General features: G+C 68.2%; 16 protein-coding genes. 3 read left to right on the top strand and 13 right to left on the bottom strand.

Features of this window, described 5'->3' with window-relative positions; all coding sequences use genetic code 11:
- The first annotated feature begins 128 nt into the window (after positions 1–128).
- Entirely contained in the window at positions 129–800 is a 672-nt protein-coding gene (locus tag WI697_RS03240; RefSeq protein WP_385997665.1) for a TetR/AcrR family transcriptional regulator, read from the top strand.
- Here WI697_RS03240 and WI697_RS03235 read toward each other — a convergent pair.
- Positions 754–1,227 carry a hypothetical protein gene (locus WI697_RS03235; protein ID WP_345957336.1) on the bottom strand — a complete coding sequence of 158 codons (474 nt, stop codon included), beginning with the start codon at positions 1,225–1,227 and terminating at the stop codon, positions 754–756. The genes WI697_RS03240 and WI697_RS03235 overlap by 47 nt on opposite strands.
- Positions 1,228–1,368: 141 nt before the next feature.
- Here WI697_RS03235 and WI697_RS03230 point away from each other — a divergent pair, with 141 nt between their 5' ends.
- The gene (locus WI697_RS03230) at positions 1,369–1,848 is read left to right on the top strand and encodes a MarR family winged helix-turn-helix transcriptional regulator (RefSeq protein ID WP_345957335.1); all 480 of its coding nucleotides are present in this window, start codon (positions 1,369–1,371) and stop codon (positions 1,846–1,848) included.
- A 19-nt stretch (positions 1,849–1,867) separates the two neighbouring features.
- Here WI697_RS03230 and WI697_RS03225 read toward each other — a convergent pair whose 3' ends face one another.
- From WI697_RS03225 to WI697_RS03205, 5 genes are all read right to left on the bottom strand, one after another.
- Positions 1,868–3,157, bottom strand: a complete 1,290-nt coding sequence (locus WI697_RS03225) for a TRAP transporter large permease (RefSeq protein WP_345957334.1) — start codon at positions 3,155–3,157, stop codon at positions 1,868–1,870.
- A gap of 1 nt (position 3,158) precedes the next feature.
- On the bottom strand, positions 3,159–3,665 hold the full coding sequence (locus WI697_RS03220) for a TRAP transporter small permease (protein ID WP_345957333.1): 507 nt from the start codon (positions 3,663–3,665) through the stop codon (positions 3,159–3,161).
- Between the two features lie 61 nt (positions 3,666–3,726).
- Positions 3,727–4,746 (bottom strand): TRAP transporter substrate-binding protein DctP, encoded by a 1,020-nt coding sequence (gene dctP / locus WI697_RS03215; RefSeq protein WP_345957332.1) that lies wholly within the window; start codon positions 4,744–4,746, stop codon positions 3,727–3,729.
- A gap of 413 nt (positions 4,747–5,159) precedes the next feature.
- Positions 5,160–6,479, bottom strand: coding sequence for an NAD(P)/FAD-dependent oxidoreductase (locus WI697_RS03210; RefSeq protein WP_345957331.1), 1,320 nt, complete (start codon positions 6,477–6,479; stop codon positions 5,160–5,162).
- Positions 6,476–6,868, bottom strand: coding sequence for an ethanolamine utilization protein EutQ (locus WI697_RS03205; RefSeq protein WP_345957330.1), 393 nt, complete (start codon positions 6,866–6,868; stop codon positions 6,476–6,478). Before WI697_RS03205 ends, WI697_RS03210 begins: the two co-directional genes overlap by 4 nt.
- Before the next feature lie 145 nt (positions 6,869–7,013).
- Here WI697_RS03205 and WI697_RS03200 point away from each other — a divergent pair, with 145 nt between their 5' ends.
- On the top strand, positions 7,014–7,700 hold the full coding sequence (locus WI697_RS03200; RefSeq protein WP_345957329.1) for a TetR/AcrR family transcriptional regulator: 687 nt from the start codon (positions 7,014–7,016) through the stop codon (positions 7,698–7,700).
- Between the two features lie 94 nt (positions 7,701–7,794).
- Here WI697_RS03200 and WI697_RS03195 read toward each other — a convergent pair whose 3' ends face one another.
- From WI697_RS03195 to WI697_RS03165, 7 genes are all read right to left on the bottom strand, one after another.
- Entirely contained in the window at positions 7,795–9,969 is a 2,175-nt protein-coding gene (locus WI697_RS03195) for a TRAP transporter permease (RefSeq protein ID WP_345957328.1), read from the bottom strand.
- Positions 9,970–10,075: 106 nt separating this feature from the next.
- Entirely contained in the window at positions 10,076–11,062 is a 987-nt protein-coding gene (locus tag WI697_RS03190) for a TAXI family TRAP transporter solute-binding subunit (protein WP_345957327.1), read from the bottom strand.
- Positions 11,063–11,224: 162 nt separating this feature from the next.
- Complete coding sequence (locus WI697_RS03185) at positions 11,225–12,583, bottom strand: sigma-54-dependent transcriptional regulator (protein WP_296711292.1); 1,359 nt, start codon at positions 12,581–12,583, stop codon at positions 11,225–11,227.
- Positions 12,580–14,586: a sensor histidine kinase gene (locus WI697_RS03180; protein WP_345957326.1), complete on the bottom strand. Its 2,007-nt coding sequence runs from the start codon at positions 14,584–14,586 to the stop codon at positions 12,580–12,582. Before WI697_RS03180 ends, WI697_RS03185 begins: the two co-directional genes overlap by 4 nt.
- On the bottom strand, positions 14,583–20,759 hold the full coding sequence (locus WI697_RS03175) for a hypothetical protein (RefSeq protein WP_345957325.1): 6,177 nt from the start codon (positions 20,757–20,759) through the stop codon (positions 14,583–14,585). Before WI697_RS03175 ends, WI697_RS03180 begins: the two co-directional genes overlap by 4 nt.
- A 43-nt stretch (positions 20,760–20,802) precedes the next feature.
- The gene (locus tag WI697_RS03170) at positions 20,803–21,966 is read right to left on the bottom strand and encodes a hypothetical protein (protein WP_345957324.1); all 1,164 of its coding nucleotides are present in this window, start codon (positions 21,964–21,966) and stop codon (positions 20,803–20,805) included.
- 1,368 nt (positions 21,967–23,334) lie between these two features.
- The gene (locus WI697_RS03165) at positions 23,335–24,624 is read right to left on the bottom strand and encodes a replication initiator protein A (RefSeq protein WP_345957323.1); all 1,290 of its coding nucleotides are present in this window, start codon (positions 24,622–24,624) and stop codon (positions 23,335–23,337) included.
- Positions 24,625–25,567 lie beyond the last annotated feature (943 nt).

Here is a 25,567-nt window from a genome sequence, read left to right as displayed (position 1 = left end):
CCGCCCCCCGTCTCGCCTGTGGTCATGACCCGTCCCTCCCTAAAACATGAGCAACTCTCATATTGAAAAACATGAGCCAGACTCGTATTCTGGGTCAAGCCGGAAAATCAGGGGGAGAACGGAACCCGGTGACGACCACGCCAGACCGCGCCGCGCCACGGCGCATGCCCACCCAGCAGCGCAGCCGCGAGCGGGTGGAGCGCATGCTTCTGGCCGCGCGGGAGATCATCGCCGCCGACGGCACCGACGGGCTGCGCATGGCGCAGGTGGCCGAACGCGCCGGTGTGCCGATCGGCTCGCTTTACCAGTTCTTTCCCGACAAGGCGGCGATCATCCGGATGCTGGCGATGCGCTGCAATGAAGAGAGCCGGGCCTGCATCCGCGCCGGGCTGGAACCGGTCGCCGACGAACCCGGCCTGCTCGCCGCCTTCGGTGCGCTGATCGATGAATACTACAGCCTGTTCCGGGCCGACCCGGTCATCTCGGACATCTGGTCGGGCATGCAGGCCGACAAGCTGCTGCGCGAGATGGAGGTCGAGGAAAGCCGGCTGAACGGCCGCCTTCTGGCCGACACCATCCGCCGCATCCGCCCGGGGGCCGACCCGGCCGCGGTAGAGGCCACCGCCTTCCTGGTCATGCATCTGGGCGAGGCGACCATGCGGCTCGCCATCGCCGTCCCCCCTGAGGAAGGCGACCGCCTGGTCGCCACCTATCGCCGCATGGCGCTGGAGGCGCTGGCGGGGTCGTCGCCGGTTACGCAACCCGCCCCCGCGCCATCCGGATCCCATCCCGCAGGTTGAGGCAGAGCAGGGTGAGGTTGACCGCCCCTGCGACCAGCTCGATCGCCTGGACGAGCACGAAGCCGGTGTCGAACCGCCCCGCCCCGGCCCGGGCGGCCAGGAACAGGGCCGAGGGGATCAGCACCAGCATGCCGTTGGCGGCGATGATCGCCATGCGCCTGCGCTTGCGCGCCGCCAGCCCTCCTCCGGCCTGCCCCCCCTTCGCAAGCGCCATACCCGACCCGCCGGTTACCGCCAGGGCCGGCACCAGCAGCAGGAACCCCCAGGGGATGGCGGTCTTGACCAGGGCGACGGTGGCGGCGCTGCCCCAGATTTCGGCGGCGACCGTGGCCAGCCAGAAGCTCGCGATGGTCAGCAGGGCGATGGTGCCGGCGATCGGGTGGATGCGGCGTATCGGTGCGGCAGATTTCATAAGGGCGGCCTTCATCGGGACGCAGTCTCCCCATCGGCGCCGCCGGCATCCGGGGCTTGCCCGGGATGGGCAGACGCGCTAGCGTCATCTACATGACCAATTGACATCATGATGTCAATTAATGCGCAAAGTGTCAATCAGCTCGCAGGATGACGCATGTCCGATGACCAGCATGCCGCCAGGGCCACGGCCCTGACCGATCTGATCCTGGCTTTGTTCCGGGTGAACAATCTGACGCTCGCCTGGGGCGATCGGCTGGTGGCGCCGCTGGGGCTGACCAGCGCGCGCTGGCAGATTCTGGGCGCGATCGTCTATGCCGACCGGCCCCAGCCGGTGGCCTGGCTGGCCCGCGATCTGGGCGCCAACCGCCAGAACGTGCAGCGGATCGTCAATGATCTGGCGAAAGAGGGCATCGTCGCCTTCGCGCCCAACCCCCATCACAAGCGCGCGCAGCTGGTGGTGCTCACCCCCCGCGGCCGCGCGGTTTATGACCAGGCGCTCCGCCTGTACGATCCGCAGATCGACGCCCTGGCCGAGGGGTTGACCCTGGACGAGCTGCGAACCGCCTGGCGGGTGATGACGGCGCTGCGCAACCGGCTGGAGCGCGATGGCGGGGCGGCGGGCGACCCCGCCTGATCCAATGCGGAAACGCCGCTCAGAGCAGCCCCAGCCAGCGCGGCAGGCTGAGCGACAGGGTGGGGACGAAGCTGGTCAGCAGCAGCACCGGCAGCGCCACCCAGGCCATCATCCTGAGCGCCGGCCCCACGGCGTGCTGGGCCGAAACCCCGCCGATCCGGCAGGCCATGAACAGCAGCGGCGCCATCGGCGGGCTGTTGGCGCCGATCACCACCGAGGTGCCGACGATGGCGGCGAAATGCACCGGGTGGACATCGACCGAGACCATCAGCGGCAGCAGCAGCGGTGCGATCACCACCGTGATCGACACGTCGTCGATCAGCGCGCCGACCAGGATCAGGAAGAGGTTCACGATGATCATGATCATCACCGGATCCGACACCACCGAGGCGACCAGCGCCGCCAGATCCTGCGGCACCCGGCCGGCGACCAGCATCCGGCCGATGATGAACGAGAAGAGCAGGATGATGATGATCGATCCGGTGGTCTCGGCCGCATCGATGGTCGCCTGGCGGAGCTTTGCCGGCGTCATGTCGCGATAGACGAAAAGGCCGATCAGCACGGCGGCCAGCACCGCGAAGGCTGCGGCTTCGGTGGGGGTGAACAGCCCGCCATAGATGCCGCCGATGATGATCGCCGGCATCGACAGCGCCGGCAGGGCGCGGACCGACACGCCCAGCTTTTCGGCCGGGCTTTGCCGGCGATCGCTGCGGATCTCGTGGATATGCCGGCCGATCTGGCTGCGGTTGAACAGGATCAACCCCACCATCAACAGCAGCCCCGGCACGATCGACGCCGCAAAACAGGCCGCGACCGATTGCTGGGTCGCCACCGCGAACAGGATCATGGTGATCGAGGGCGGGATCAGGATGCCCAGCAGCGACGAAATGCCGAGCAGGGCCGCGGCATAGCCGCGGGAATAGCCCCGCTTTTCCATCGGGTCGATCATCAGCGTGCCGATGGCGGCCACCGCCGCGGTCGCGGTGCCGGCCATCGCGCCGAACACGCCCGAGGTCACCACCATGGCGCTGCCCATGCCGCCGCGGCGGCGGCCGACCAGCAGTTCGATGAAGGCGACCAGCCGGTCGGCGATGCCGCCCGACTGCATCAGATAACCCGCCAGCACGAAAAGCGGCAGGGCCAGCAGGATGACGCCGTCGAGCGAGCGGAAGCCCTGCAGCATCAGGGTGTTGAAATTGGCGTCGTAGATGACGGCGAGCGCCGCCACCACCGCTGCGAAGGACCAGGCCACCGGCAGGCCGATGCCGAGCAGGACCAGCAGAAGCAGAAGGGCTGCGAGCGCGTCCATCTCAGCCACCCTCCCCCCGTCCGGCCAGGGCCAGGACGGCACGCGCCATGTCGCGCAGCGCATAAAGCACGGCGGTGACGGCGGCCAGCGCCAGCGGTGCCTGGGCCAGCCAGAGCGGCAGGCCCAGCACCGGGATGGTCTGCGGGCGTTTCAGGCCCCAGGCGAACATCTTCCACACCCAGAAGCAGAACAGCCCCGCCACCACCGCGGTGATCGCGGCGATGATCAGCCCGTGGATCGCCCGCGCCCGCCGGCCGGTCAGGCCGGTCGCCAGGAAATCGACCGTCAGATGGCGGCCATTGCGGGTGGCGAGTGTGGCGCCTGCCATGTAGAGCCACATGGCGGCCAGCATGCTGGCCTCGTGCATGCCGGTCAGCGGCAGGTCGAACCCGGCCCGTGCCGTCACCAGCAGCACCAGGGCGGCGGTGACGACAAGGCTGGTGACCAGCACGAGCAGGTTGAGGACGCGGGCGAAGGCCCCGTCCAGCGCAGCGAGGAAGGTGATCACGGGCTTAACCCCCGGAGACGACGGGCAGGACGGGGCCGATCGGGCGAGATGGCGCTTGATGTCAGTTGCCGGTCTGCGCGCGCACCCGGGCCATCAGCTCGGGCCCCAGCACCTTTTCCATGCCCGGCCAGACGGCGGCGCGCACCGCTTTGGTCAGGGCCGCCAGCTCTTCGGCCGAGGGTTCGACATAGGCATGGCCGAGCTTTTTCCACGCCGCCACATGGCCCTCGTCCGCCGCCTTCGCCGCATCGAACTGCGCCACCATCACCTGACGCGCGGCCTCTGCCACCACGGTCTGCTGTGCCGGCGTCAGCTCCTGCCAGCTTTCCTCGTTCGCGGTCAGGATGCCGGTCAGGAACTGCTGGCGGGTGTGGACGTAATCGGTCAGCACATCGCCGAAATAGGTGACGTCGTAGAAGATGACATTGGCCGCCTCGCCGTCGACCACGCCGGTCTGGATGGCGGAATACAGCTCACCCCAATCGACGGTCGCGGTCTGATAACCCATCGCCGCCACGGTCTCGGTGAAGGGCGATACCGGCGGCACCCGCACCTTGAACGCCTTCGCGGCCTCGATCGTGGTGGCATGGCCGCCGCGGGTGGCGACGCCGTTGAAGCCCTCGGGCCAGGCGCCCAGGAAGCGCAGCCCGATATCGCCATAGATGTCGCCCAGGGCCGCGTGGAGCCAGCCGCCCGGCCCATAGGCCTTCAGCGCCTCGGGCCAGTCGGTGAACATATAGGGCGTGTAGATCAGCGAAATCCGCTGATCGTAAGAGGTCATCGGCCAGTTCAGCATCAGATCGACATCGCCGGCCATCAGCAGGTCGAAGACTTCCTGCTGGCCGCCCAGTTCGTTCTGATAGAAGACCTGGACATCGACCTCCCCCTTGGTGCCGGCCTTGATCTTCTCGGCCCAGGCCTCGATCGCATTGCCGGCATCCGAGCCCTTGGCCCCGGAATCGGTCGCAAGCTTCAGCGTCACCGCCCGGGCGGGCGCTGCGGCAAGCCCGGTCGCGGCCAGCGCAAGCAATGCGCCGCCGGCCAGCATCGTCCTCGTGGCCAGCATCGTCCTGATGGTCATGCGGGTATCCTCCCTGATCACATGGATGCGATCCTGTTGCGGATCGTCTTTGTGTGGATGGTCAACGCCGTCGACTGCCGGTCTCGGGCTCCCCTCTCCCGCCCCGCACCTGCCGACGTCCTGGATGACGGTGGTGGGTGTTGCGCAAAGAACATCGGTGACCCCTCAGGACATCGACAGTATCCGGCCCAGGGTCCGGCGCCCATGCCATGTTCTCAACCCCCGCTCCTGTCAGCTTCTGCACCGGCCAACCTGTGTACATCCTCTATACCGTCATCCCCGCGAAGGCGGGGATCCAGGTTCCTGTCCGCGTGAAGACTGCCAGAAGGCCTGGATCTGCCGCAAAGTGCTGGTGATCGACGGCGCAGGTCTTGTAAAGACGCATCGTCCAGGGCGCGCAGGCAATCACAGCCTCAGGCCTCGTGACGATTGGCAAAGATTTCGAGCGCGAAGCGCGACCGCACGCCGATGTCGAGGAAGGGGCGCGGCGGCACGCGGCTGGGGGTGCCGAGGCTCACCATGTCCGCGATCAGCGGTTCGTCCTCGCCCAGCGCCATGGCGGCCGCCAGCCGGCCGCTGATCGTGCCCTTGGCGATGCCGACCGCGTTCTGGCAGACGGCGCTCCAGACATTGGGGGCCACCTGGCCGAAGCCGGGGGCGCCGTTGCGCGACAGGCAGATGAAGCCGGTCCAGGTGTGCTCCATCTGCACGCCCTTCAGCATCGGGAACCGCCGGTCGAACAGGCGTTGATGATTGGCGCGGATCAGCGCGCGGCGGGCATCGGACTGGCGCAGACCCGGGCAGTAATGGATGTTCTGCCGGATCAGGATCCGCCGGTCGTTGGTATAGCGCATGGTGATGCCGGCAAAGGCATTGGCGGGGGTTGATCCCCAGGGCGCGATATCGCCCAGCGCCGCCTGTTCGGCCGCGGTCAGCCGCCGGCTCAGGCTGGCATGGGCGGCGAAGTTGAGCAGCCGGCCCCTCCAGAAGCCGAAGCGCATCGCCAGCCCGTTCACCGCCAGAATGGCCTTGGGCGCGCGCACCGTGCCGCCGGGGGTTTTCAGCACCACACTCGCCCCGAACGCGGCATCCACAACCGGGGTGCCTTCATAAAGATCGACATTCTCGGGCAGGTTGTCGCCCAAGCCGCGGGTCAGCGCCGCCGGATTGACCAGCACCGTGCCGGGGGTGAAGACCGCGGCGGCGAAATGGCGGGTGCCGAGCCGGCGGGCGGTCGCCGCGCGGTCCAGCCATTCATGGGGCTCCCCCAACCGGGTGAGTTCTTCGACCGTCGGCCGCAGCACCTCGTCCGCCCCGCGATCCGACGAGGCGGTGTGGTATTTGCCGTCCTCGCTCCAGTCGCAAGCGATGCCGTGGCGGGTGATCGTGTCTTTGAGCGAGGCGATGCCGGCGCGGGCGAGGCGTTTATAGGCCTGGCCCTTGGCCAGTTCTTCCAGCGACGAGCCGACATTGTGCGGCAGGTCGATCGCAAAGCCCGAATTGCGGCCCGAGGCGCCCTCGCCCAGCCGGCCCGCTTCCAGCACCACGATCTTCGCATCCGGCCTGAGTTCCGCCAGCCGGCGCGCGGCGCCGAGCCCGGCGAAACCGGCCCCGATCACCACGACATCGGCGGTGACGTCGCGGTCGAGCGGCGGCTTCGGCCGGCGCGGCGGCAGGTCGGCGCTCCAGCCGTTCGTGCGGTCGTTCTGGGGCAGCAGGGTGATGGCGGTCATGCCCCGCCCCCTGCCCCACTCCCTGCGGCATCCGTATCCCGTGACCAGCCGGCCGGCTGCAGGCAGTACCAGACCAGCGCGTTCTCCGAGCTGTAGACCAGGTCGGTGCCGGCCGGCAGCCAGATCGTATCCATGGGCCCGGCCTCCAGCCGGCCATCCGCGGTTTCGACCACAAGCCGGCCGTCGAGCACCAGGATCAGTTCGTCATAGCGCAGCTGCCACGCGATCCGGGCGCCGGTGAAGCGCGCGAAGCCGCCGGCAAGCGCGCTGCCGTCTTCCGCCCCCGCCACTTCCACCACGCGGGCCATCTCGGGGAAGGCGAAGCGGGGCTCGAAGCTCAACCCGTCGAACCGCATCACCCTGGGCGGCGATTTCGCCTGCACCGTCATCTCTCTCTTCCCCCCGGTTGCCGTCTTTGCTGTGGTGTCACGTCTTCGTTGTGGTGCCACGTCTTCGCTGTGGAGACTCTGGCCAGAGAGCGCCCGACACCGTACACTTATGTCTTGAACAATACAGACCTGTATGGAGACGTCAATGACGAACCGCCGGCTGATCGAGCAGGTGAGCATGCCCGAAGACGATGCGCGCGCGCCGCGCCTGACCCGGGCGGACTGGCTCGAAAAGGCGCTGCAGGTGCTGGTGGAAAGCGGGGTCGATGCGGTGCGCATCACCCGGCTCGCCGACGGGCTGGGGGTGACCCGCGGCAGCTTTTACTGGCATTTCCAGGATCGGGCGGCGCTGCTGGATGCGATGCTGGAGGTCTGGAACCGGAAGAACACCGATGCGATCCAGCGCGCGGCCATGGCGGGGCCGACGCTGGAAGCCTGCATTCTGGCGCTGTTCGAGATCTGGCTGGATCCGGGGCAGTTCGACCCCCGGCTCGATTTCGCGGTGCGCGACTGGGCGCGCGGCATGCCGGCCATCCAGGACACCATCCGCGCCGCCGACCAGACCCGCCTCGCGGCCCTGGTCGACATGTACACCCGCCACGGCTTCGACGCCGGCCAGGCCGAGATCCGGGCGCGGAATTTCTATTTCATCCAGATGGGCTATTACGCCCTCGACGTGCGCGAGCCGATGTCGGTCCGCCTGTCGCTGCTGCCGATCTACTATCAGACCTATACCGACCGGCCGCTGACCCCCGAAGCCGAAGCGGCCTTCCGCGCCCGGGTGATCGCCCGGCCCGAGCTGTGGGGGGACGAGGTGCCGCCGGCGGGGTGAGGGCCCCGAAACAGAACACCGCCCGCACCCGGAACCCCGGCTGCGGGCGGTATCGTCTCAACCCCCGTCTCGTCTCACCCCCCGTGCAGGCGGCTCAGCCGGTGCGGCGGGCGGGTGTCGGGGCGGCGGGGCGGGCACGCTGGACCAGGAAGATGGCCGCGCCGGCGGCGAAGCCGATCGCGTCCGAGACCCAGCCGCCCGAGATCATGGCCAGGGCGGCCGCCATGGCGATGATGCGCAGCGGCCAGGCAAGCCGGCCGAACAGCCAGCCCTGCACGCCCGAGGCCAGCAGATAGATGCCGATGGTGGCGGTGACGAAGACATGCGCCACCTCGAACCAGCTGCCCTGCATCAGCATCGGCGCGTTGTAGAAGAAGATGAACGGCACGATGAAGGCGGCAAGGCCGATCTTGAAGCTTTCGACCGAGGTCTTCATCGGGTCGGACTGCGCGATCGCCGCGCCGGCATAAGAGGCGAGCGCCACCGGCGGGGTGATCGCCGACATGACCGCATAGTAGAAGATGAAGAAATGCGCGGTCAGCGGCTCGATCCCCATGCGGATCAGCCCGGGCGCGATCACCGCCGCCGCCACCGCATAGGCCGCCGTGGTCGGCATGCCCATGCCCAGGATGATCGAGATCAGCATGGCGAAGACCAGCGCCACGAACTGGCTTTCCCCCGCCAGCCCCAGCAGCATCGACGAGAAGCGGGTGCCGATGCCGGTGAGCGCGATCACGCCGACGATCACGCCGGCCGCGGCACAGACCGCCACCAGCTGCAGCGACATCCGCGCCGTCAGTTCCAGCGCATACAGCACCTCGCGCACCAGCATGCGATGGGGGGTGAACCAGCTGACCACGGCCGCCGCCGCCATGGCGACGGTGCCGGCGCGGATCACCGAATAGCCCAGGAACAGCGCCACCACCAGGATGACGATCGGCAGGAACAGGAAGGCCCGGCGGGCCAGGGCGGAAAAGCGCGGCAGCTGGTCGCGCGGCAGGCCCTGCATGCCGTTGCGCAGCGCCTCTTTGTCGACCATGAAATAGACCGACAGGAAATAGAGCAGCGCCGGGATCGCGGCGGCGATCACGATCTCGGTATAGGGGATGCCGGTGATCTCGGCCATGATGAAGGCGCCGGCGCCCATGATCGGCGGCATGATCTGGCCGCCGGAACTGGCCGCCGCCTCGACCGACGCCGCGGTCTGCGGGCGGTAGCCCACCTTCTTCATCAACGGAATGGTCAGCGACCCGGTCGAGACCACATTGCCCGCCGAGGTGCCGTTGATCATGCCCATCAGCCCCGAGGCGAAGACCGCCACCTTGGCCGGCCCGCCGCGCATGGCACCGGCGGCGGCGAAGGCGAAGTTCACGAAATACTCGCCCACCCGGCTCGCCTGCAGGAAGGCCGCAAAGGCGATGAACAGGATGATATAGGTCGACGAGATCGCGGTGGTCGGGCCCAGAATGCCGTTATCGGTGTAGATGAAGGCGAAGAACCGCCCGGGGGCATAGCCGCGATGGTTCAGCACCCCCGGCAGCCAGGGGCCGATGAAACCATAGGCCAGGAACAGGCCCACGATCACCACCAGCGCCAGCCCGGCCAGGCGGCGGGTCAGTTCCAGGATCAGCACGATGCCGGCCACCGCCGCCCACATGTCGTTGACATGGGGGAAGACCTGGGCGCGGATGCGCAGGAAATCCGCATGGCCGATGATGTAGCCGCCGACCACCACCGCCGCCAGCGCCAGCAGGGTATCGGCCGCCCCAAGCCGCCCCCGCCCGCGCGCCGGCGCCATCCAGGATGCGAGCAGCGCGAGCCCGGTGCCGGCGATCAGCGGATAGCCGAAGCTGTAGAGATGTTTCGTGGCCGGCGCCCCGGTCACCACCCGGTCATCGGCCAGGAACATGACCGCCAGCTGGCCGGCCGCCACCAGAATGCCCGCGGCGGCCGCCGCCAGCAGCAGCCGCTCGGTCAGCGCCGTGCGCGGCCCCGGCCCCTCGCGCGCGTCGAGCAACGGCCTGGAGGCGAACAGCAGAAAGCCCAGCATCAGCCCGCCCGACACATGCAGCAGGCGATAGACCCAGGTCTCGATCGGCTGCACGTTCATCGAATAGATGTGCATGCCGGTATACAGAATGCAGGCAGCGGCGATGATCAGGCCCATCCGGCCGGTGAACACGCGCTGATTGCCGGCAATCACCTCGGCATCGACCCCATCGGCGATGCTGTCGGCGCCGCCGGGCGCCATCGGTGCGGATGACGACATCGGGCTTCCCCCTTGTTTTCCCAAAGAATTGCATCGGCCTTAAGGTGCCCCGGAGGCCCGGATGCCACCGCATCCGGGCCGCTTCGGGCGCCGGCCTGCTTCGGGATCAGCCCTTCAGCTCGTCGCGGATGACGAGACCCTTTTCCTCGTAATAGCGCACCGCCCCCGGGTGGAAGGGCAGGAAGCCGTTCTTGTCGACATTCTCCAGCACCGTATCGGCGGCAGAGGCGTGGATCTGGCGCATCCGGTCGTTGTTCTCCATCACCAGCTTCACGATCTCGTAGGCCAGGCTGTCGGGCATGTCGGCATGGGCGACGGCGAAGTTCCACATCGCCACGGTGTTCTGCGGATCGTCGTGGCCCGGATAGGTGCCGGCGGGGATGGTCAGCGCGCTCACCTCGGGATGGGCCTCAAGGAGGCGGGCCAGTTCGGCATCGGTGAAGCCGAACATCTTCACATCCGCCTCGGCCGCCAGCTGGCTGAAGGCCGAAATCGGCACGCCGGCCGCGAAGACGAAGCCGTCGATCAGCCCGTCCTTCAACTGCCCCGCCGCATCGGATGCGCCGGCATAGGACACATCGGCCTTCACCCCCAGCGTTTCCAGGAAGCGCGGCCAATAGGTGCCGGGCGTGCCGCCGGCGGGGCCGACCGCAACCCGCTTGCCCCCCAGTTCGGTCACGCTGCCGATGCCCGATCCCGTCATGGCGATGCCCTGGAAGGGGGTCATGTACATCGGGAACAGGGCACGAAGGTCGCTGTGCTCAAGCCCCGGCGCCAGCTCGCTCTTGCCCGTCCAGGCCTCGCGCGCCGGGCCCATGGTCATCAACCCGATGGCATGTTCGCCGGTCTGGACCAGGGTCGCGTTCTGGACCGGGCCGCCGGTCACCTCGCCCGAGGCATTGACCTTCAGCGCCTCGCCGATGAAGGCGGCAAGCCCGTTGCCATAGACGAAATAGGTGCCGCCCTGGCTGGCGGTGCCGATGGTGATCTCCGACGGCCAGTCCTTGCGATCCTCGGCCGCGGCCGGCGCCACAAGGGCGGTGCCGGCAATCAGGGCGGCCGCGGCCATGGCGGCAAATCCGGTGAAACGCATGTGCTTTCCTCCCGTATCGTGTTTGTGCGTTCGGGAAGAACTGTTGCGGGAACGGCCGGCGGCGGACAACCGCCCTGCCCTCTTCAGCTGCATGAAATCTCAGGATTTTTCCGGCGATGGGTAGAAATCTACCCAGATCCGCCGGGCGGTGTGTAGCCGGGGTTACATGCCCTCGTCGCTGCCCACGAAACGGGTCTTGTCGATGCCGTGGCGGACCAGCTTGTCGTAGAGTGTCTTGCGCGACAGGCCCAGCGTCTCGTAGACCGGCTTCAGCACGCCGCGATGGCGGATCAGCGCATCGATCAGGATCCGGCGTTCATGCTCGGCCATCAGATCGGCGAGCGTCGGTGCCGCCCCGCCCTCTCCGCCCGCCGGCGCCGCCGCCGGATCGGCCAGGCCCAGCGCCACCCGCTCGGCGGCATTGCGCAGCTCGCGGACATTGCCCGGCCAGTCGCGCCGCGCCATTTCGGCCAGAAGATCCGGGGAAGCCGGCCGGTCGGGCAGGCGGTGGCGGGCATGGGCCTCGGCCAGCAGCCGGTCGAACAAGGCGGGCACGTCTTCGGGCCGTTCGGCCAGCGCCGGCACCCGCAGGCTGACGACATTCAGCCGGTAGAGCAGATCCGGCCGGAAGCGCCCGGCCTCCACCTCATGGTCCAGCGGCGTGCGGCTGGTGGCCATGAAGCGCACATCCAGCGGGATCGGGCTGTTGCTGCCCATCGGCGTCATCATCCGCTCTTCGATCACCCTCAGCAAACGGGCCTGAAGATCGATCGGCATCGCCCCGATATCGTCGAGCAGGATGGTGCCGCCGCGGGCATGTTCGAACCGGCCCATGCGCGCGCGGATCGCCCCCGGAAAGGCGCCGGGATCATGGCCGAACAGCTCGCTTTCGATCATCGTGGCCGGCAGGGCCGAACAGGCGATCGCAACGAAGGGCCGGTCGCGGCGCGGCGACAGGTCGTGCAGGGTGCGCGCCACCAGATCCTTGCCGGCGCCGGTCGGCCCCTCGATCAGCACATCGGCATCGGTGGGGCCGATGGTGCGGATCCGCCGGCGCAGATCGATCATCGCCGCCGACCGGCCGACCAGCCGGGTTTCCAGATCATCGGCCTGCCCGGCCACCGCCCGCAGCCGGCGGTTGTCCAGCACCAGCTGCCGGAAATCCAGCGCCCGGGCGGCAAGGCTGGCCAGATGCGCGCCGGAAAACGGCTTCTCGATGAAGTCGTGCGCGCCCTCGCGCATCGCGCGCACCGCCAGCGGCACATCGCCATGGCCGGTGATCAGGATGACCGGAATGTCGGGGTCGATCTCGCGGATCCGGGTCATCAGGCTCATCCCGTCCAGATCCGGCATGCGGATATCGGTGACGACCACGCCGTCGAACCCGCCCGAGATATGCTCCAGCGCCTCCAGCCCGCCGCCGAAGCCCTGGGCGGCAAGCCCGGCCAGCTTCATCGACTGCAGCACCGAGCCCAGCAGATCGGCATCGTCGTCCACCACCAGCACGCGGCCTGCGGTCATGTTCCCTCCCCTTCCCGATCGGCCTCGTGCAGGCGGACCACGAATTCGGCCCCGCCGCCCGGCCGATCGCACAGCTCCAGCGCGCCGCCGAAATCGCTGACGATGTTGTACGAGATGGACAGGCCCAGCCCCAGCCCCTTGCCGACCTCTTTGGTCGAAAAGAACGGATCGAAGATCCGCTCGCGCAGCTGCGCCGGCACGCCCGGGCCGCGATCGCCCAGCCGCAGCTCCACCAGCCCGCCGGCCACGCGCCGGGCCTGAAGATGCAGCCGGCGATCGGCGGCATCGGCGGTCGCGTCCAGCGCATTGGTCAGCAGGTTGACCAGCACCTGTTGCAGCCGCACCGCGCCTGCCGTCACCGTCAGATCCGGGTCGTCCAGCTCCACGATCAACCCGGCGCCGGCCTGGCGCAGCCGCCAGCCCAGCAGTTCCTGCACCGCGGCGATGGTCGGCGCCAGCGCCACCGGGCGCAGCGCCTGATCGGGCTTGCGGGCGAAATCGCGCAGATGCCGGCTGATCCGGGTGGTGCGGTCGATCATCTCCTGAATGCGGCTGAGGTTGGCCTCCACCTCGGCCAGGTCGCCGCGGGCCAGGAACAGGCCGGCATTTTCGGCATAATTGCGCGCGGCCGACAGCGGCTGGTTGAATTCATGGCTCAGCGCCGCCGACATCTGGCCCAGCGCCGCCAGCTTGCCGGCCTGGATCAGCTCGGTCTGGGTCTCGCGCAGCCGGGCCTCGGCGGCGATGCGTTCCTCCACCTCGTCTTCCAGGGCGCGGTTGGCGCGGGCGAGTTCGGCGGTGCGCGCCGTCACCCGCCGTTCCAGCTCGGCCTGGGTCGCCTGCTGCACCGCCAGCCGTTCGGCCAGCTGGCGGCGGCGCTGCCAGACCAGCATGCCGCCGGTGCCGGCGGTGCCCATCGCCAGCAGGGCCGCAATCGCAAACACCAGCGCATCCAGCCGGGCGGCGGCGGTGGCGCTCAACACCATCACCGTCCAGTCGGCCTCGGGCATCTGCGTCTGAACCGCGAGATATTCCCTCTCTCCACCACCTTCAGTCGCAACCCAGATCAGATCCGCCCCGGCGTCGCCCCGCCCGTCCAGATGCCCCCCGTCCAGACGACGCAGGTTCAGATGACGCCGGGCAACGACCGGGATCTCGCCCACCTCCTGGCCGGCATAGCGGCGGGTGGCGCGCGACCGGGCCATCTCGGCGGCGCTGCGCCGGCCGAGGCCCCGATAGAGCCAGTCCGGCCGGTTGGACATGAACACGATGCCCTCGGGGTCGGTGACGATGATCCGCGGATCATTGCCGGCCCAGGCGCGTTCGATATCGTCCAGATCGACCTTGATGACCAGCACGCCCAGCGCCTGTGGCCCGGCCGTCCGGTCATAGAGCACCACCGGCGCGCCGACATAATAGCCGCGCTTGTTGGACGTGGTGCCCAGCGCGAAGAACCGGCCCTCGCCTTGGGTCAACGCATCGCGGAAATAGGGGCGGAAGGCGAAATTGCCGCCGACGAAGGATTGCGGCTGGTCGTAATTGCTGGCGGCGATGGTCTCGCCATCCCGGGTCATCAGATAGAGATCCGATGCCCCCAGCCGGGTGGCAGTGTCCTTCAGATAGCGGTTGGCCTGGTCGGCCAGGCCCGGATCCCCGGGCCTCAGCAGCAGCGCCCGGATCGTCCGCTCATCGGCCAGCAGCCCCGGCAGCCGGTCGAAGCGCAGCAACTGCCCGCGCAGGGTCGCCTCGGTCAGCCGCAACGTGTTCAGGCTCCGCTCGCGCAGATCGTGCAGATTGCTGCGGGTGACATGGCCATGCACCAGCGCCGTCACCACCGCCGCCACCGCAACCCCCGCCAGGCCCAGGGCCTGGAGGCCCAGGTTGCGGATGCGCCGCCGGCCCTCCCCCTGCCTGCCGCCCCTCTCTCCCGTCGTCAGGAACCGGCCCTCGCTGTCTGGTGTCTGTGCCCGATCCGTTGTGCCGGGGTGGCGGCGGTGGGTCAAGGGGATCGGCGGGTGCGGGACTGGCCAACATATCGCAGCCCGCCATCGGCTTCGTAAAGCCAGACGCCCCAATATGTCGGCGGCGGCTCTGTACGACGGTCGTCGCCTGAATACGTCCGTCTGATTTCGACACAGATCAGCAGGGTCATCCCGCTGGTCTGCACCAGCTGGTCCAGCGCCTCGGTCCCGGCCGTCAGGCGCCAGCCCGAGCTGCCGGACCAGCCGGCGGAAGACCACTGCGCAAGCCACATCATCGGTTGCCCACCGGCATCCACGAAGGCCGCGGCATGGGGGTCGTGAACCAGCGGCAGCGCCGGATGGCAGGGCGCCGCGGCGATGCCGGACATGTCGCCGCAGGCCTCGTCATGCTCATCGGCGCCGGCATCGGAGCCGCCGTACCGGATCCATCCGCGGACGCGCTGCCCCAACACCTCATCCGAATGGTGATCGACACCAGGCACGATGAAGTCCACATAGCTGGTCGTCTGAAGCATCGCCTGCGCCAGACGCTCGGCCTTGCCGGCAGCCACCAGAGCGGAACGGATACCCACATGCTGGCGAAGGTCCATCCAGTGCAGGGTGATTTTGCCCGCAACCACACGCCCCCCATCGGCCGCGCAGAGTTCCCGGGTCAACACGGTGTCATGGACTGAGTGCGGCCACATGTCGTTCCCAGAGACACGATCCGCAGCCACGGCGCCGTCCGGCAACATACCCCAGAAATGCGGCTCCATGGGCGGCGGGGTGCGCAGATCGCTGAGCCAGAATGGCCCGATCGTCGGCAGATGGCCGTCGCGCCAGTCGTCGAAGGTCCCATACATGCCTGTGTCTGCAACGAGCGGCCGGGTCCCGATCAACTCGCCGAGGGCACACATCATGCCGTGCCATTCCAGATATCTGGAGAGCGGCGCTAGAAGCGGTCGCACGCCCTGGCTGTGTGACGAGGCGCCCAAAGACGCGCTGTTGCGACGCTTCGTCCGCGCCTCCCGTCCGTGATGACCGGCTTCACCATATCCCCACCGGCCGTCAATCCAGGCCTCCACCCGGTCCAGAAACGCGTCCATCTCCAGACCGAAGAAGGCCGCGGGACCTCTGTACCAATGGGGTATGGTGTCGGTGGTGTCGAAGCTGAACGCGCGCGTCTTCCCGTTGTGAGGCCGGTCGCCCGCAGCACCCCCCTGCCCCGGCCTGCGCGGCAGCGCACTCCGATTGAGACCGTCGAGCCAGCGCCGATCCGCATCGCCCAGATCGATATGGCCGCACGCGCCCAAGCCGAGCAGCAACCGCCGCCCCGCCTCGCGCACCATCAGATGGCGGGTGCCACGCAGATGCGCCAGGATCTCCGGCGCATGGGGGGCGATCACCGCGGGCGCCGTTTGCGCCCCGCGCCAGAGGGTCCATAACAGCTGTTCGCGGGCGGCATGGACATAGAAATCCCGGCTTGAGAAGACCGGTTCCGTCTCCACGGCCAGCTGCGCAATCAAGGGCGCCACCACCGGGTCGCCGTCCTCGATCAGGATCAGCGCGGCATGGGCCGCACGCCAGCGCACCCGGCCGTCCATGTCGCCCATGGCGGCAAAGATCAGGCGGGCAAGGCAGAGGGTCGGATCTTCCGGCACGTCTTGGTCAGAGAGGACGACCCGGGGTTCGCGCCCCGCACGCCCGGCGACGCGCGTGATCAGATCGCCGGCCAGGCCGTTGCGGGTTTCGGGGCGGACCCGGGCGGCCAGAACGCCGATCAGCGTGAACAGGCCGTCGGCAGAGAGATGGTCGGCATTGCGGGCGATCGCGTCCAGAAGCCCCTCGGCCTGCGCCTCCGGCGGCAGGTCCGTCGCCTGCAGCAGGTTTTCGATCCCGTGCGGGTTCTGACCGGGCCATGCGAGAAGAGCGGGCAGCGCGTCCGGCAGATGGGGGATCAGGTTCTCGCGCGCCCAGTTAGCGACCGCTGCATAGTCCCGCCACCCCTTGATGATCCGGGGCAGGGCGATCCACAGATCTCCGCGCGGCGCGGCACTGGCCACGGCGGCCTCCAGAAAACCCACCCGGAGATGACGCCCGCCGACCCGCGCGGCAAGCCGGACATAGTCGATCACCGGTTCTGCGAGGGTCGCCCTCACCGCCTCGGCTGTCGTCAGCGGCGGGTCGGCGGGCGGATCTGAAGGCGTGGAGGCCGCCCCACTCTCCCCCGACGAATCCCAGGACCGCATCCTGTCATACCAGTCCTGCGCCGCCAGCCAGGACGGGCTTGCGGCCGCGCCCGGCAGGCCGCCGATCTGCTCGAAGGTCGCCATGGCCTCCGCCGGGTCTCCCGAGATCAGGGCGTTGTGCAGTTCACGGGCGATGATGCTCTCGGGCACCGGCGTCGCGCCGGCCAGCCCGGCGAGATCCGGCCGGGCCTCACCCGCCAGACAGGCGAGCGCATATCGGCGGGTCAGGCCCAGGGCCTCGCCCGCCCGGCTGGTCAGCAGAGCCGGGATGGTGGTCTCATACGCCACCTCCCCCAGATCGTGCCAGCGGGCGGCAGCGGCCAGGCCGGCCCCGAGATCCGCCGCAGCGACGCCGATGATGACATCCGCCCAGGGAAAGCCGTCCCAGTCGAGCGCCACGGCCGTAGCCCCCGCGGCATCCCCCAGCCGCTGCGCAAGCCTCAGGCGGTCCGCCTGCGTCCCGCCCAGCCCCGCCCGGCAGACTGCCGAGGCGGCGGCCAGTTCCGCCGCCGCCTCGATATCCACCTTTTCGGTGCTTCTGATCGCTTCAGCGAAGAAATGCTGCGCCAACGCAGGATCAAGCGGCAGGGCGGCCCGGGCGCAGTCGGCCTGCGCGTCCGACAGGTGTTTCGCCGAACCCAACACCTCCGGCAGCGATGTTTCAAGGATCGAGAGCAGGGCCGCCGCCGCGTCATGACCTTGAGGTGTGAGGGTCAGCGACCGGACGAGATCGATCCGGACCTCATTTTGCAAGTTCGGCCAGTCCTGTAGAAAACTCCATATCGGGCCGAACAACGCCGTGATGTTTGCGCCAGCCAGACATTGATGCATCACATGCGCACGAAGAAGCTGGCGGACTTCACCTCGATCATATGCCCGCGCGCTAAAGTCATATCCGACGTGCATAACCGACGAGAAGGTCGCCCATGCAGCATCTGCCGACGATGTAGCTGTGACCAGCGACATCGAAGCACGAGCACCATCGAGCAATCGTATGAGAGAGTCACGTAGCCGCTCTCGGCCGTCATTCCGACGCCGCTCTATGATCGGCTCATCAACACCATCCTGTCGCCGTCGTCCGGATTGCGGACGCTGCACCTTGGATGGCGGGAGCCATTTTTCGACATCTATGAGCGTGCAATCGATAACCTCGCGCATCGCGAAGACGCGAGCGTAGCGCAATCGCTTGGCGTCGAAACGCACAAAGGCCATGGAATCGTCGAAATCCGGTTTTGGGAACGCCTTGTCCAGGATCATTCGCACAGGTTCGTGGAGATCGGGATGGGCCATTGCACGTTCGCACAGAAACAGAATGGCTTCATCCAGAGTAAGGATCGAACTCTGCGGAATGTTGACCGCCGAACTGAGAGGCCAGGTGGCATGATTTTTACCTGCCAGGCTTATCAATGCCGCCCGGAGAGTTTCGTCATCGAAACCGATCCCCGACAGCAGTGCTGCGGCAATCAGCGGCGCAAGCACTGCCGGCGGCCAATGCCGTCCCTTCATTACCTCAAGCAGGACATCCGGCTGATGACCGGCATCCTGTTCCGCGAGAAGCAGGAACACCCCCTTAAGAGCCTTGTGCGGGCGCCCGCGCCTCAGGCAGCGCAAGGCCATCTCGTGGCCCGATATGCTGCGGTTGAACCGGTACTCTGCAGCGAGCATCGACTCATCGATATGAACGCTCTCGGGCCGGTCCCGATGGTCATTGAGATATGCTTCCCACCAGCGATAGTGCCGGCGCGCCGCGGCCTGATCGGTCTCCGCCAGAGCAGCAGCCAGTTCGATGTGAAGCTGCGCCCGGCGCGGCTTGTGGTCGGGATCAGCCAGCACCAGCCGCTCCGCCGTCTCCCGCTCAAACCGACACGCCAGATCCAGATTGCCCAGGATCAGCTCGTTCAGCAGCCTCTGCCGATGCAGCCCTTCGGCCTGGGCGATCAGCAGCAGGGTCGCCTGATCGATATCGTCGCGCGCACGGCAGGCCCGGATGGCGAGGGCAAGGCGCTGCGTCTTCACATAGGCCTTGGCCCCCTCCGACATGCCGGGCGGAAAGGCCGGATCTCCCCTGACCAGATCATAGAGCGCATCGAGGCGATCCGCACCGACCAGCACCTCCCCCAGCGCCCGGGCGGCCCAGGCATTCTGCCCGGCCCGGGCCTGGATCAGATCCGCGGCGGCAGAAAGCAGCGCGGGTCCGTCGGCGGCCGTTTCGGTCTCGACGACATGTTCGAAATCCTCGTCGGTGAACGACCAGCCGCCCGCATGATGGGTCAGACCGCCGGTATCGGTGGCGATGTCCTGAATATCCGGGGCCGTCAGGCCGGTGACCGCCGCCAGGATCTCGCCCGGCACCGGCCGGGGCAGACGGGCGAGCGCGCCCAGCACCCGCCACACCAGCCGCTCGTCGGCAAACCGGATCCCTGCTTCCCTGATCCGCTTCCGAAACAGCGGATCCAGCCCCGGTTCCCGCGGCAGCAGACGCTCGACCGCCTGCCCTGCCCCGTCCTGGCCCAGGCCGTCGACCGCATAGGCCAGGCGCCGCGGGTTGCCGCCGGTCAGGTCGAACAGCCGGTCGGCGACAGCCACCGGCCATGCCGGTTGCCGTAGCGCCACGAAGCTGCGGGTCTCGGCCTCGTCGAAGGGCCCGATCGGAAAGTCTTCATAGCGCCAGGCCGGCCCCACCTCGTCCAGCCGGGCGGTCCGGCAGGTCACCACGACGCGGACATTCCCGGGCCAGCCGCTTGCCTCCTGAAGGGCATCGAGAAAGCAGACATCCGTCCAGTGCTTCGCCGCCTTGCGGGCATTGTCGACCGCATCGAACACCAGCACCAGCAGGGCCGCCGGATCCCGGTCTGCCAGAACCTGGGATGCCGCCGTCAACCGGCGATGAAAAACCTTGAACGGCTCGGCGCTGATCGTCTGGCGCCGGATGACGAAGGGGGTGCGCAGCCGCACCGCCATCTCGTTGCCGATCTGGATGAAGGCCTGCTCCGGCCGGTGGCGACCGGTATCGCTCGCCAGGAACAGCCCGCCGCCATAACAATCGTAGACGAAGACCTCCGATCCTGCAGGCAGCACCCCGTTTAGCACGGTCACCAGACTGGTCTTGCCGCAGCCGCCATCGGCATGGATCCGCAAGGGTCGTTCAGCCGGTGCGGTCAGTTTCTCCCCCAGCTTACGCGCCACCGGGCGGTGGATCAGGTTTTGCGGCGGGGTGATCTGGGCCGGTGCCGGAAAAAGATCCGCCTCGGTTCCGAGACCCAACCAGCTCAGAACGGCTTCGCGGGTAATCTCCGACGCGTTGCGGCCTTCGGGCAGCATCAGTTCGATGATCTTCTGCCGGAAATAGTCGGCATCGGCTCGCGCATCGCCATCAATGGTCGTCGCAAGCCGGGCGATAACCTCCGTCTGCAAGTGCAGGCGCGAAACCTCGCCGAAGCCCGTCAGATCCCAGGCGTTGAGAAAGTGGCGCAGCTGGTCGGTATCCAGCGTCAGTTTTTGGCAAAGCTCTTGCCGGCGTGTCTCGACCGACCCTTCGCCGCGCAAGGCCTCGACCTCGCGCGCGACCTCCTCGGCAAGCGGCTGGTTGGTGACGATAGAGAAGCACCCCTTCAGATCACCGGCCGTCATCAGCCCGGCAAGCTTGCCCAGAACGCTGCTTTCGGGCTTGTGGGTTTTTTTGGGCGTCAGCAGACGCGCCCAGCTCCAGGCCTGTTCCGGATCGCTTGCCGAGTATTTGAGCTGGAGATAGCGAAAGCTGCCGTCGGTCAGCCTCAAGGTAACGTCCACCGCCTGGCCATGCTTACCAAGGCCTTGGTGAACCGCATCCGCGGGCAGACCCTCGACGGTGATGCCGGCAACCCGACTGTCGGGGGCCAGCAGCTGCAGCACTTCCCGGGCCACCCAGCGGTGGTGGAAATCATCTCCGGCGCCCGAGGCCGATGCACCAAGCAGGCTGTCCTTCACGGCACCATCACCTCGATCACCCTGGCCGGCCACATCATCCGCCTCACCCCGTGACCCGCTGTCCGACCATCTCGCCACCGGACGTGCCGGCAAGCCGTCCTGCCATTCTCATCAACCCCGGCTCCGAATCCGAGTCCGGATATGGTCTTGAAGGAAGAGTCCTGTTCCTGGTGAGTCCTATGGGCGCCAGAGTGGTCTGGCAGGCGGGTCTGGGGCGCAGGTCGTGGCGGAGATCCGCGACGGATGGGGGGATGATGATCTGGCCGAGATCGGCCTCGGCCAGTGCCCGGCCGATGGCGGTGACGGTGATGTCGCGCAGGCCCCAGCAGGGGGCCGGGCGGCCGCTTGCGGTCACCAGCGCGTCCAGTGTGCGCCGGCGCGCGGGGTCGAGCCCGGCCAGGACCACCAGGCTTTCGGCTTCGGCCCGATAGGCGGCGGGCAGCGGCGGTGCGGGGGGCGGGGTCTGCCCATCGTCGGATCGCCCATCCCCGGATCGTCTCTCCTCGGGGGCGGCTCCGGTCTCGTACCGCGCGTCGTCGTCGCGTTGGCCGGCATCGCCGGTGGTTGCCGGTGTGGTGGCCATCGCGGCGGCGGTTGCGGTGGCGGTCCCGGCCAGCTGCGACAGGGCGACGGCGATGTCATAGGCCGGGCGTTTCGGGCCGGCACCCAGCTGATCGGCGAAATCTTCCACCGCCGCGCGGCCGGCGGCTTCGACCGCGGCGGCCACCGCGGCGGCGGCCTTCACCCGTTTCCAGCCCGGGGCCGCGGCCGCCTGCTGGATGCGGCTGACCAGCCGGATCATCGGATCGACGATCGGCGCCGGGTCTGCCGCCGGTGCCGTGGGCTTCGGCGCCGCCATGGCCGCGGGGATGGCAGCCGCCCCCCGGGCATCATGCCCCCGGCTGCCCGGAACAACGCCGGCCATGGCGAGCCGATAGAAGCGCCGCGGCTGATGGCCGCCGGTGGCCCCGGTGTCGACCAGGGTCAGCAGGCCGTCTTCGGCCAGGCGTTGCAGGCGATCGCCGGCGGTTTTGGGGCTGATGCGGGCGGTTTCGGCCAGCTCGCGCAGGCTGGCGCGCACGACATGGTCGCTGCCGGCCAGCACGCTCAGACTGGCGGCCAGCGCCAGGCCGTAAACATCCGTCTCCCGGCTGCGCTGCACGCTTTGCAGCCAGCCGAGGCGGGTCGGTTCAAAGATGTCGGACACGACAAAACACTCCCGGCCGGATCTGGTGATCCGCGGTGTCACATCCGGACGACAGGCAAAGGAGAACCGTCAACGCCTTGTCGGCGCTTGAAAACAGCAGCTATTCCGCCTAGAATCAGACTTGTCACGGTGCTGATAGGGCGGCGAAAGCCAGTCTGTCAGTCGAGGTCGGTCCCGTTTGCGGTGTCGCCCAAAGCGGCTTCGTAAACGGGACTATCTCATTTCAGGGCCATGATCGGCGGATCTCCCCTTTTGTGGTCGGCATGCGTGTTTGTGGTCAGCACGCGTGATCGGCTTTCGTGATCTGCGGCCGGCGCGGAACGCACAACGGCCTGGATGAGAAAACCGGCCCAACTCCGGTCAGAAACAAGAGAAACGCACCCCAAAGCCTGGAGTCAAGCCGAGTCCGGACGCCTTCCCGCGTCTGTCAAGCCCCCAATACATGGTTTCTGCAAATAATCATCGGGGTTTCGGCCCCCAGGGGAATCGGGGTTTCGGCCCCCGGAGTCTTCGCTGCATTTGAAACGCCCTGCTGCCGGCGGGTTCGGCCTCTGATGGCAGAGGTATGAGAGCCGCGGCGCGCTGCCCCCTGCGGGAGCCGTGGATTCCTGCCGGACTCCCGCAATCCGGGCCGTGGCGGGTCGGTCTGGCCTCTCCGCGGCGCCCGGGGGCCGAAACCCCGAATCGGCCTGTGGGAGACCGGTTTTCCACGGCGCGGCTGTTGGCTGCGGGCCGGTGTTCTCAGACTCGGGGTTTCGGCCCCCGGCAAAAAAAATGCGGCAACAGAGAGGTTTCGCCCGCCCGGTGCCCGGCCGGCGGATCGGCTGCCGGCATGGGCCCGGGGGCATGGCTGTGGCCCTCGCGCGGCCATGACACGGGGTTTTGCCCCCCGAACTGGCGGAATTGCCGGGGTTTCGGCCCCCGTGAACTGCCCTGTCCTGGCCCGGACTCTCGGGGTTTCGGCCCCCGAAAGCCGGTTCCGGCGCGCGTGCTATCGGGGTTTCGGCCCCTGGCGACCCTCATTTCGGCCGTCCGCGGCTGCGTATGGGGGTCGTCTCCTCATTCTGCCCTGCGCGCGGGGGTCGTGGCGGCCGGCGCTGCCCTATCGGGGTTTCGCCCCCCGGCGCGGGGGTAGTGCCCGGAAGCTGCCTATGGTTCAAAGGGTTGTGCCGGTTGCGCTATCCGCAGGCGTGCCGTGCCGCCGGGGTGCCGTACCGTCAGGGTGTCATGCCGTGCGGGGGCCTCGTGTCATGCCGTGCCGTCATGTCGCATCGGCGCCCGGCCTCTGCCCGCGCCATCTTGTCTTGATGATCAAGGGCTTACGCCGTCATCCCTGCCGTCATGGCGCCGGCCGGCGCATCCCCTGCCCTATCGGGGTTTCGCCCCCTTCGCGGCGGCGGTTGCGCGCGGTTTGCGCGGTGCGGCGGGTTTTTTCGGGGCTTCGGCCCCGGCGCCGGTGGTCTTGCGGCCTGTGCTGCGCGGCTTGCGGGCGGGTTTTGCCGCGGCCTGAACCGCCTGGTCGAGCAGATCGGCGGTCAGCGGCCGGTCTGTCGGGGTTTCGGCCCCTGCGGGCGGCGCATCGGCCGGTGCGGCCGTGGTCTTGCGTCGGGTTCGGGGCTTGGGCCCCTCGCCCGTCGCGGCGTTGGCGGCGTGATCTGCGGATGCGGCGGCCTTGCGCCGGGATCTGGCCGGCGGTTGCAGAATTTCGACCGTGGTTTCCATCAGCGCGTCGGTGGCGGTTTCGGGCGCCGGTGCCGGTGCCTTGCGGCGCTTGCGGCCGTTCGCCTCCACCTCTGGCGCCGGCAGGGCCGGGGCCAGGTGTTCGCGCGCCACGAAGTACAGCACCTCGCCCACGCCTTCCTGCGTGCGCAGATCCAGCCAATAGCCGGGCAGGCGCTGGCGGGCGATGGTGCGGCGCAGTTCCTTGGCGAAGTCGGCATAGCGCTGGGTTGTGCCGCTGGTCTCGTGCAGGAAGCGCAGCGGCAGCACATAGCCCTGGGTGTTGGCGGTGGAATAGCGCCGGATCAGGCGATAAAGCCAGCGTTCGATGCCGCCCGAGAGCTGGAAATACGACCGGTCGATGCTCAGCACCAGCCGGTCGGTGACGATACCCTTGTACAGCCAGTCGGCGATGGTGAATTCGATGCCGAGCGAACGGCCGTTTTCGTCCAGCGGGGCCGAATAGCTTTCCAGCCAGTGGAAGCCCTTGGGGTCGCGGCGGCGGCCGCTGCGGACATTGGTGCGGATGAAGGTTGCGTTCAGCCGTTCCAGCGCCTTCAGGATGCGGCGGTATTCGTCGCCGCCGGTCGGCCGGCCGATGCCGCGCAGCAATTCGTACAGCGAGACCCGGATGGTCGGAGAGGTCGGCTCGCCCCGGTCCAGCGCCGCGCGCAGCTGGCTGGCGGCCCAGATCAGGATGTCGGCATCCCAGATCGTGGCGACGCCGATGCTCTCGGGCGCGGTGACGTTGATATGGATCTCGGTATTGCCGTCCGTCGCCCGGTAGTCGATCGAAGACCGGCGCGAGGTCGGCGTCGGCTTGGCCAGCGAGAAGAAGGGCAGCTCCATCGTGTCCTGCTGGTCGTAGGTCGGGATGGTGCCCGGCAGTGCGACGAACAGGTCGATCTGGGTATCCGTCCGTTTGGTCGGTCGCTTCATGCGTCTCCGGGCGGCCGGGGGTGGCCGCCCCCATCTGCTGGCGGTGGTGTGTCCGCGGCCAGACTACCACGTCTCGGCAGCCGGTGCCGCCGGCGAGTTGGCCCCGGCACGCCGCTTTCGCCGCCGCCCCTTCCATTTCCTGCCAGAAAAATATTGCGCAATCAGGAAAGAGCTGACGCAGGCAACAACCATCTCCCACCTGCCGCATCTCGCCGGATCTGTCGGGATCGGGCGGGATCAGGCGGGATGCGCCAGGATCCGGATGGATCGACCGGCAGGCCGGGCGCCGGAATTACGGCAGGATCAATCTGTAAAAAGCTGGCGCAATCTCGTTCAGGCTGGTGCCTGCCCGGGCCCCGTGTCACCGTCCGGCCTGTCCGGCCTGTCCGGCCTGTCCGGCCTGTCCGGCCTGTCCGGCCTGTCCGGCCTGTCCGGCCTGCCCGGCCGCCCGCCTTCCCGTCCAATGCGGCAGTGCCGGTCTCTCACGGCGCGCCCACATGGTAGAAGAAGGCCCGATCCAGCCAGATAAACATTGCGCAATCTTGATCCGGCAAACGCCGCAGCCGGCCGCCCTGCCCCTGACTGCGGTCCACCCCTGCCGTGGATGAACGCTTTAACTACTATTTCCTGCCAGAAATAGCTGGCGCAATCATGTTCCTGCAAGAAATGGCAGACACTTGCCTCATGCTTCGGCCGCGCCGGTCGTCGCCGCCCGCCCGCGGGCGAGGCATGGCAGGGCCCGGGTGTATCCGCGCCAGAACTCCGAATAAATGCAAAAGACCTGGGTCAGGTCTGGCAATCCGATCCCCCTGCCCCACCGGCAGGTTCCCCCGCCGGCCGGAGACGCGCATGCCTGTCATGGCGTTTCCTGCCAGATCCATCTTGCGCAATCAGGAACTGGCAGAGTGATTCCCACGCGCTGCTCCTGCTCTCCGACCCGACA

The sequence above is a fragment of the Tistrella mobilis genome (assembly GCF_039634785.1).
In the GTDB taxonomy this organism is placed as follows: domain Bacteria; phylum Pseudomonadota; class Alphaproteobacteria; order Tistrellales; family Tistrellaceae; genus Tistrella; species Tistrella mobilis.
Note: the sequence above shows the minus strand (reverse complement) of the source record. Positions and strands in the feature narration are given on the sequence as shown.

Coding starts and splice junctions, on each gene's coding strand:
- WI697_RS03225 (WP_345957334.1), bottom strand. CDS start 3,157: ATGGACGCGCTCGCAGCCCTTCTGCTTCTGCTGGTCCTGCTCGGCATC.
- WI697_RS03195 (WP_345957328.1), bottom strand. CDS start 9,969: ATGTCGTCATCCGCACCGATGGCGCCCGGCGGCGCCGACAGCATCGCC.
- dctP (WP_345957332.1), bottom strand. CDS start 4,746: ATGACCATCAGGACGATGCTGGCCACGAGGACGATGCTGGCCGGCGGC.
- WI697_RS03165 (WP_345957323.1), bottom strand. CDS start 24,624: ATGAAGCGACCGACCAAACGGACGGATACCCAGATCGACCTGTTCGTC.
- WI697_RS03210 (WP_345957331.1), bottom strand. CDS start 6,479: ATGACCGCCATCACCCTGCTGCCCCAGAACGACCGCACGAACGGCTGG.
- WI697_RS03205 (WP_345957330.1), bottom strand. CDS start 6,868: ATGACGGTGCAGGCGAAATCGCCGCCCAGGGTGATGCGGTTCGACGGG.
- WI697_RS03185 (WP_296711292.1), bottom strand. CDS start 12,583: ATGACCGCAGGCCGCGTGCTGGTGGTGGACGACGATGCCGATCTGCTG.
- WI697_RS03190 (WP_345957327.1), bottom strand. CDS start 11,062: ATGCGTTTCACCGGATTTGCCGCCATGGCCGCGGCCGCCCTGATTGCC.
- WI697_RS03235 (WP_345957336.1), bottom strand. CDS start 1,227: ATGAAGGCCGCCCTTATGAAATCTGCCGCACCGATACGCCGCATCCAC.
- WI697_RS03200 (WP_345957329.1), top strand. CDS start 7,014: ATGACGAACCGCCGGCTGATCGAGCAGGTGAGCATGCCCGAAGACGAT.
- WI697_RS03230 (WP_345957335.1), top strand. CDS start 1,369: ATGTCCGATGACCAGCATGCCGCCAGGGCCACGGCCCTGACCGATCTG.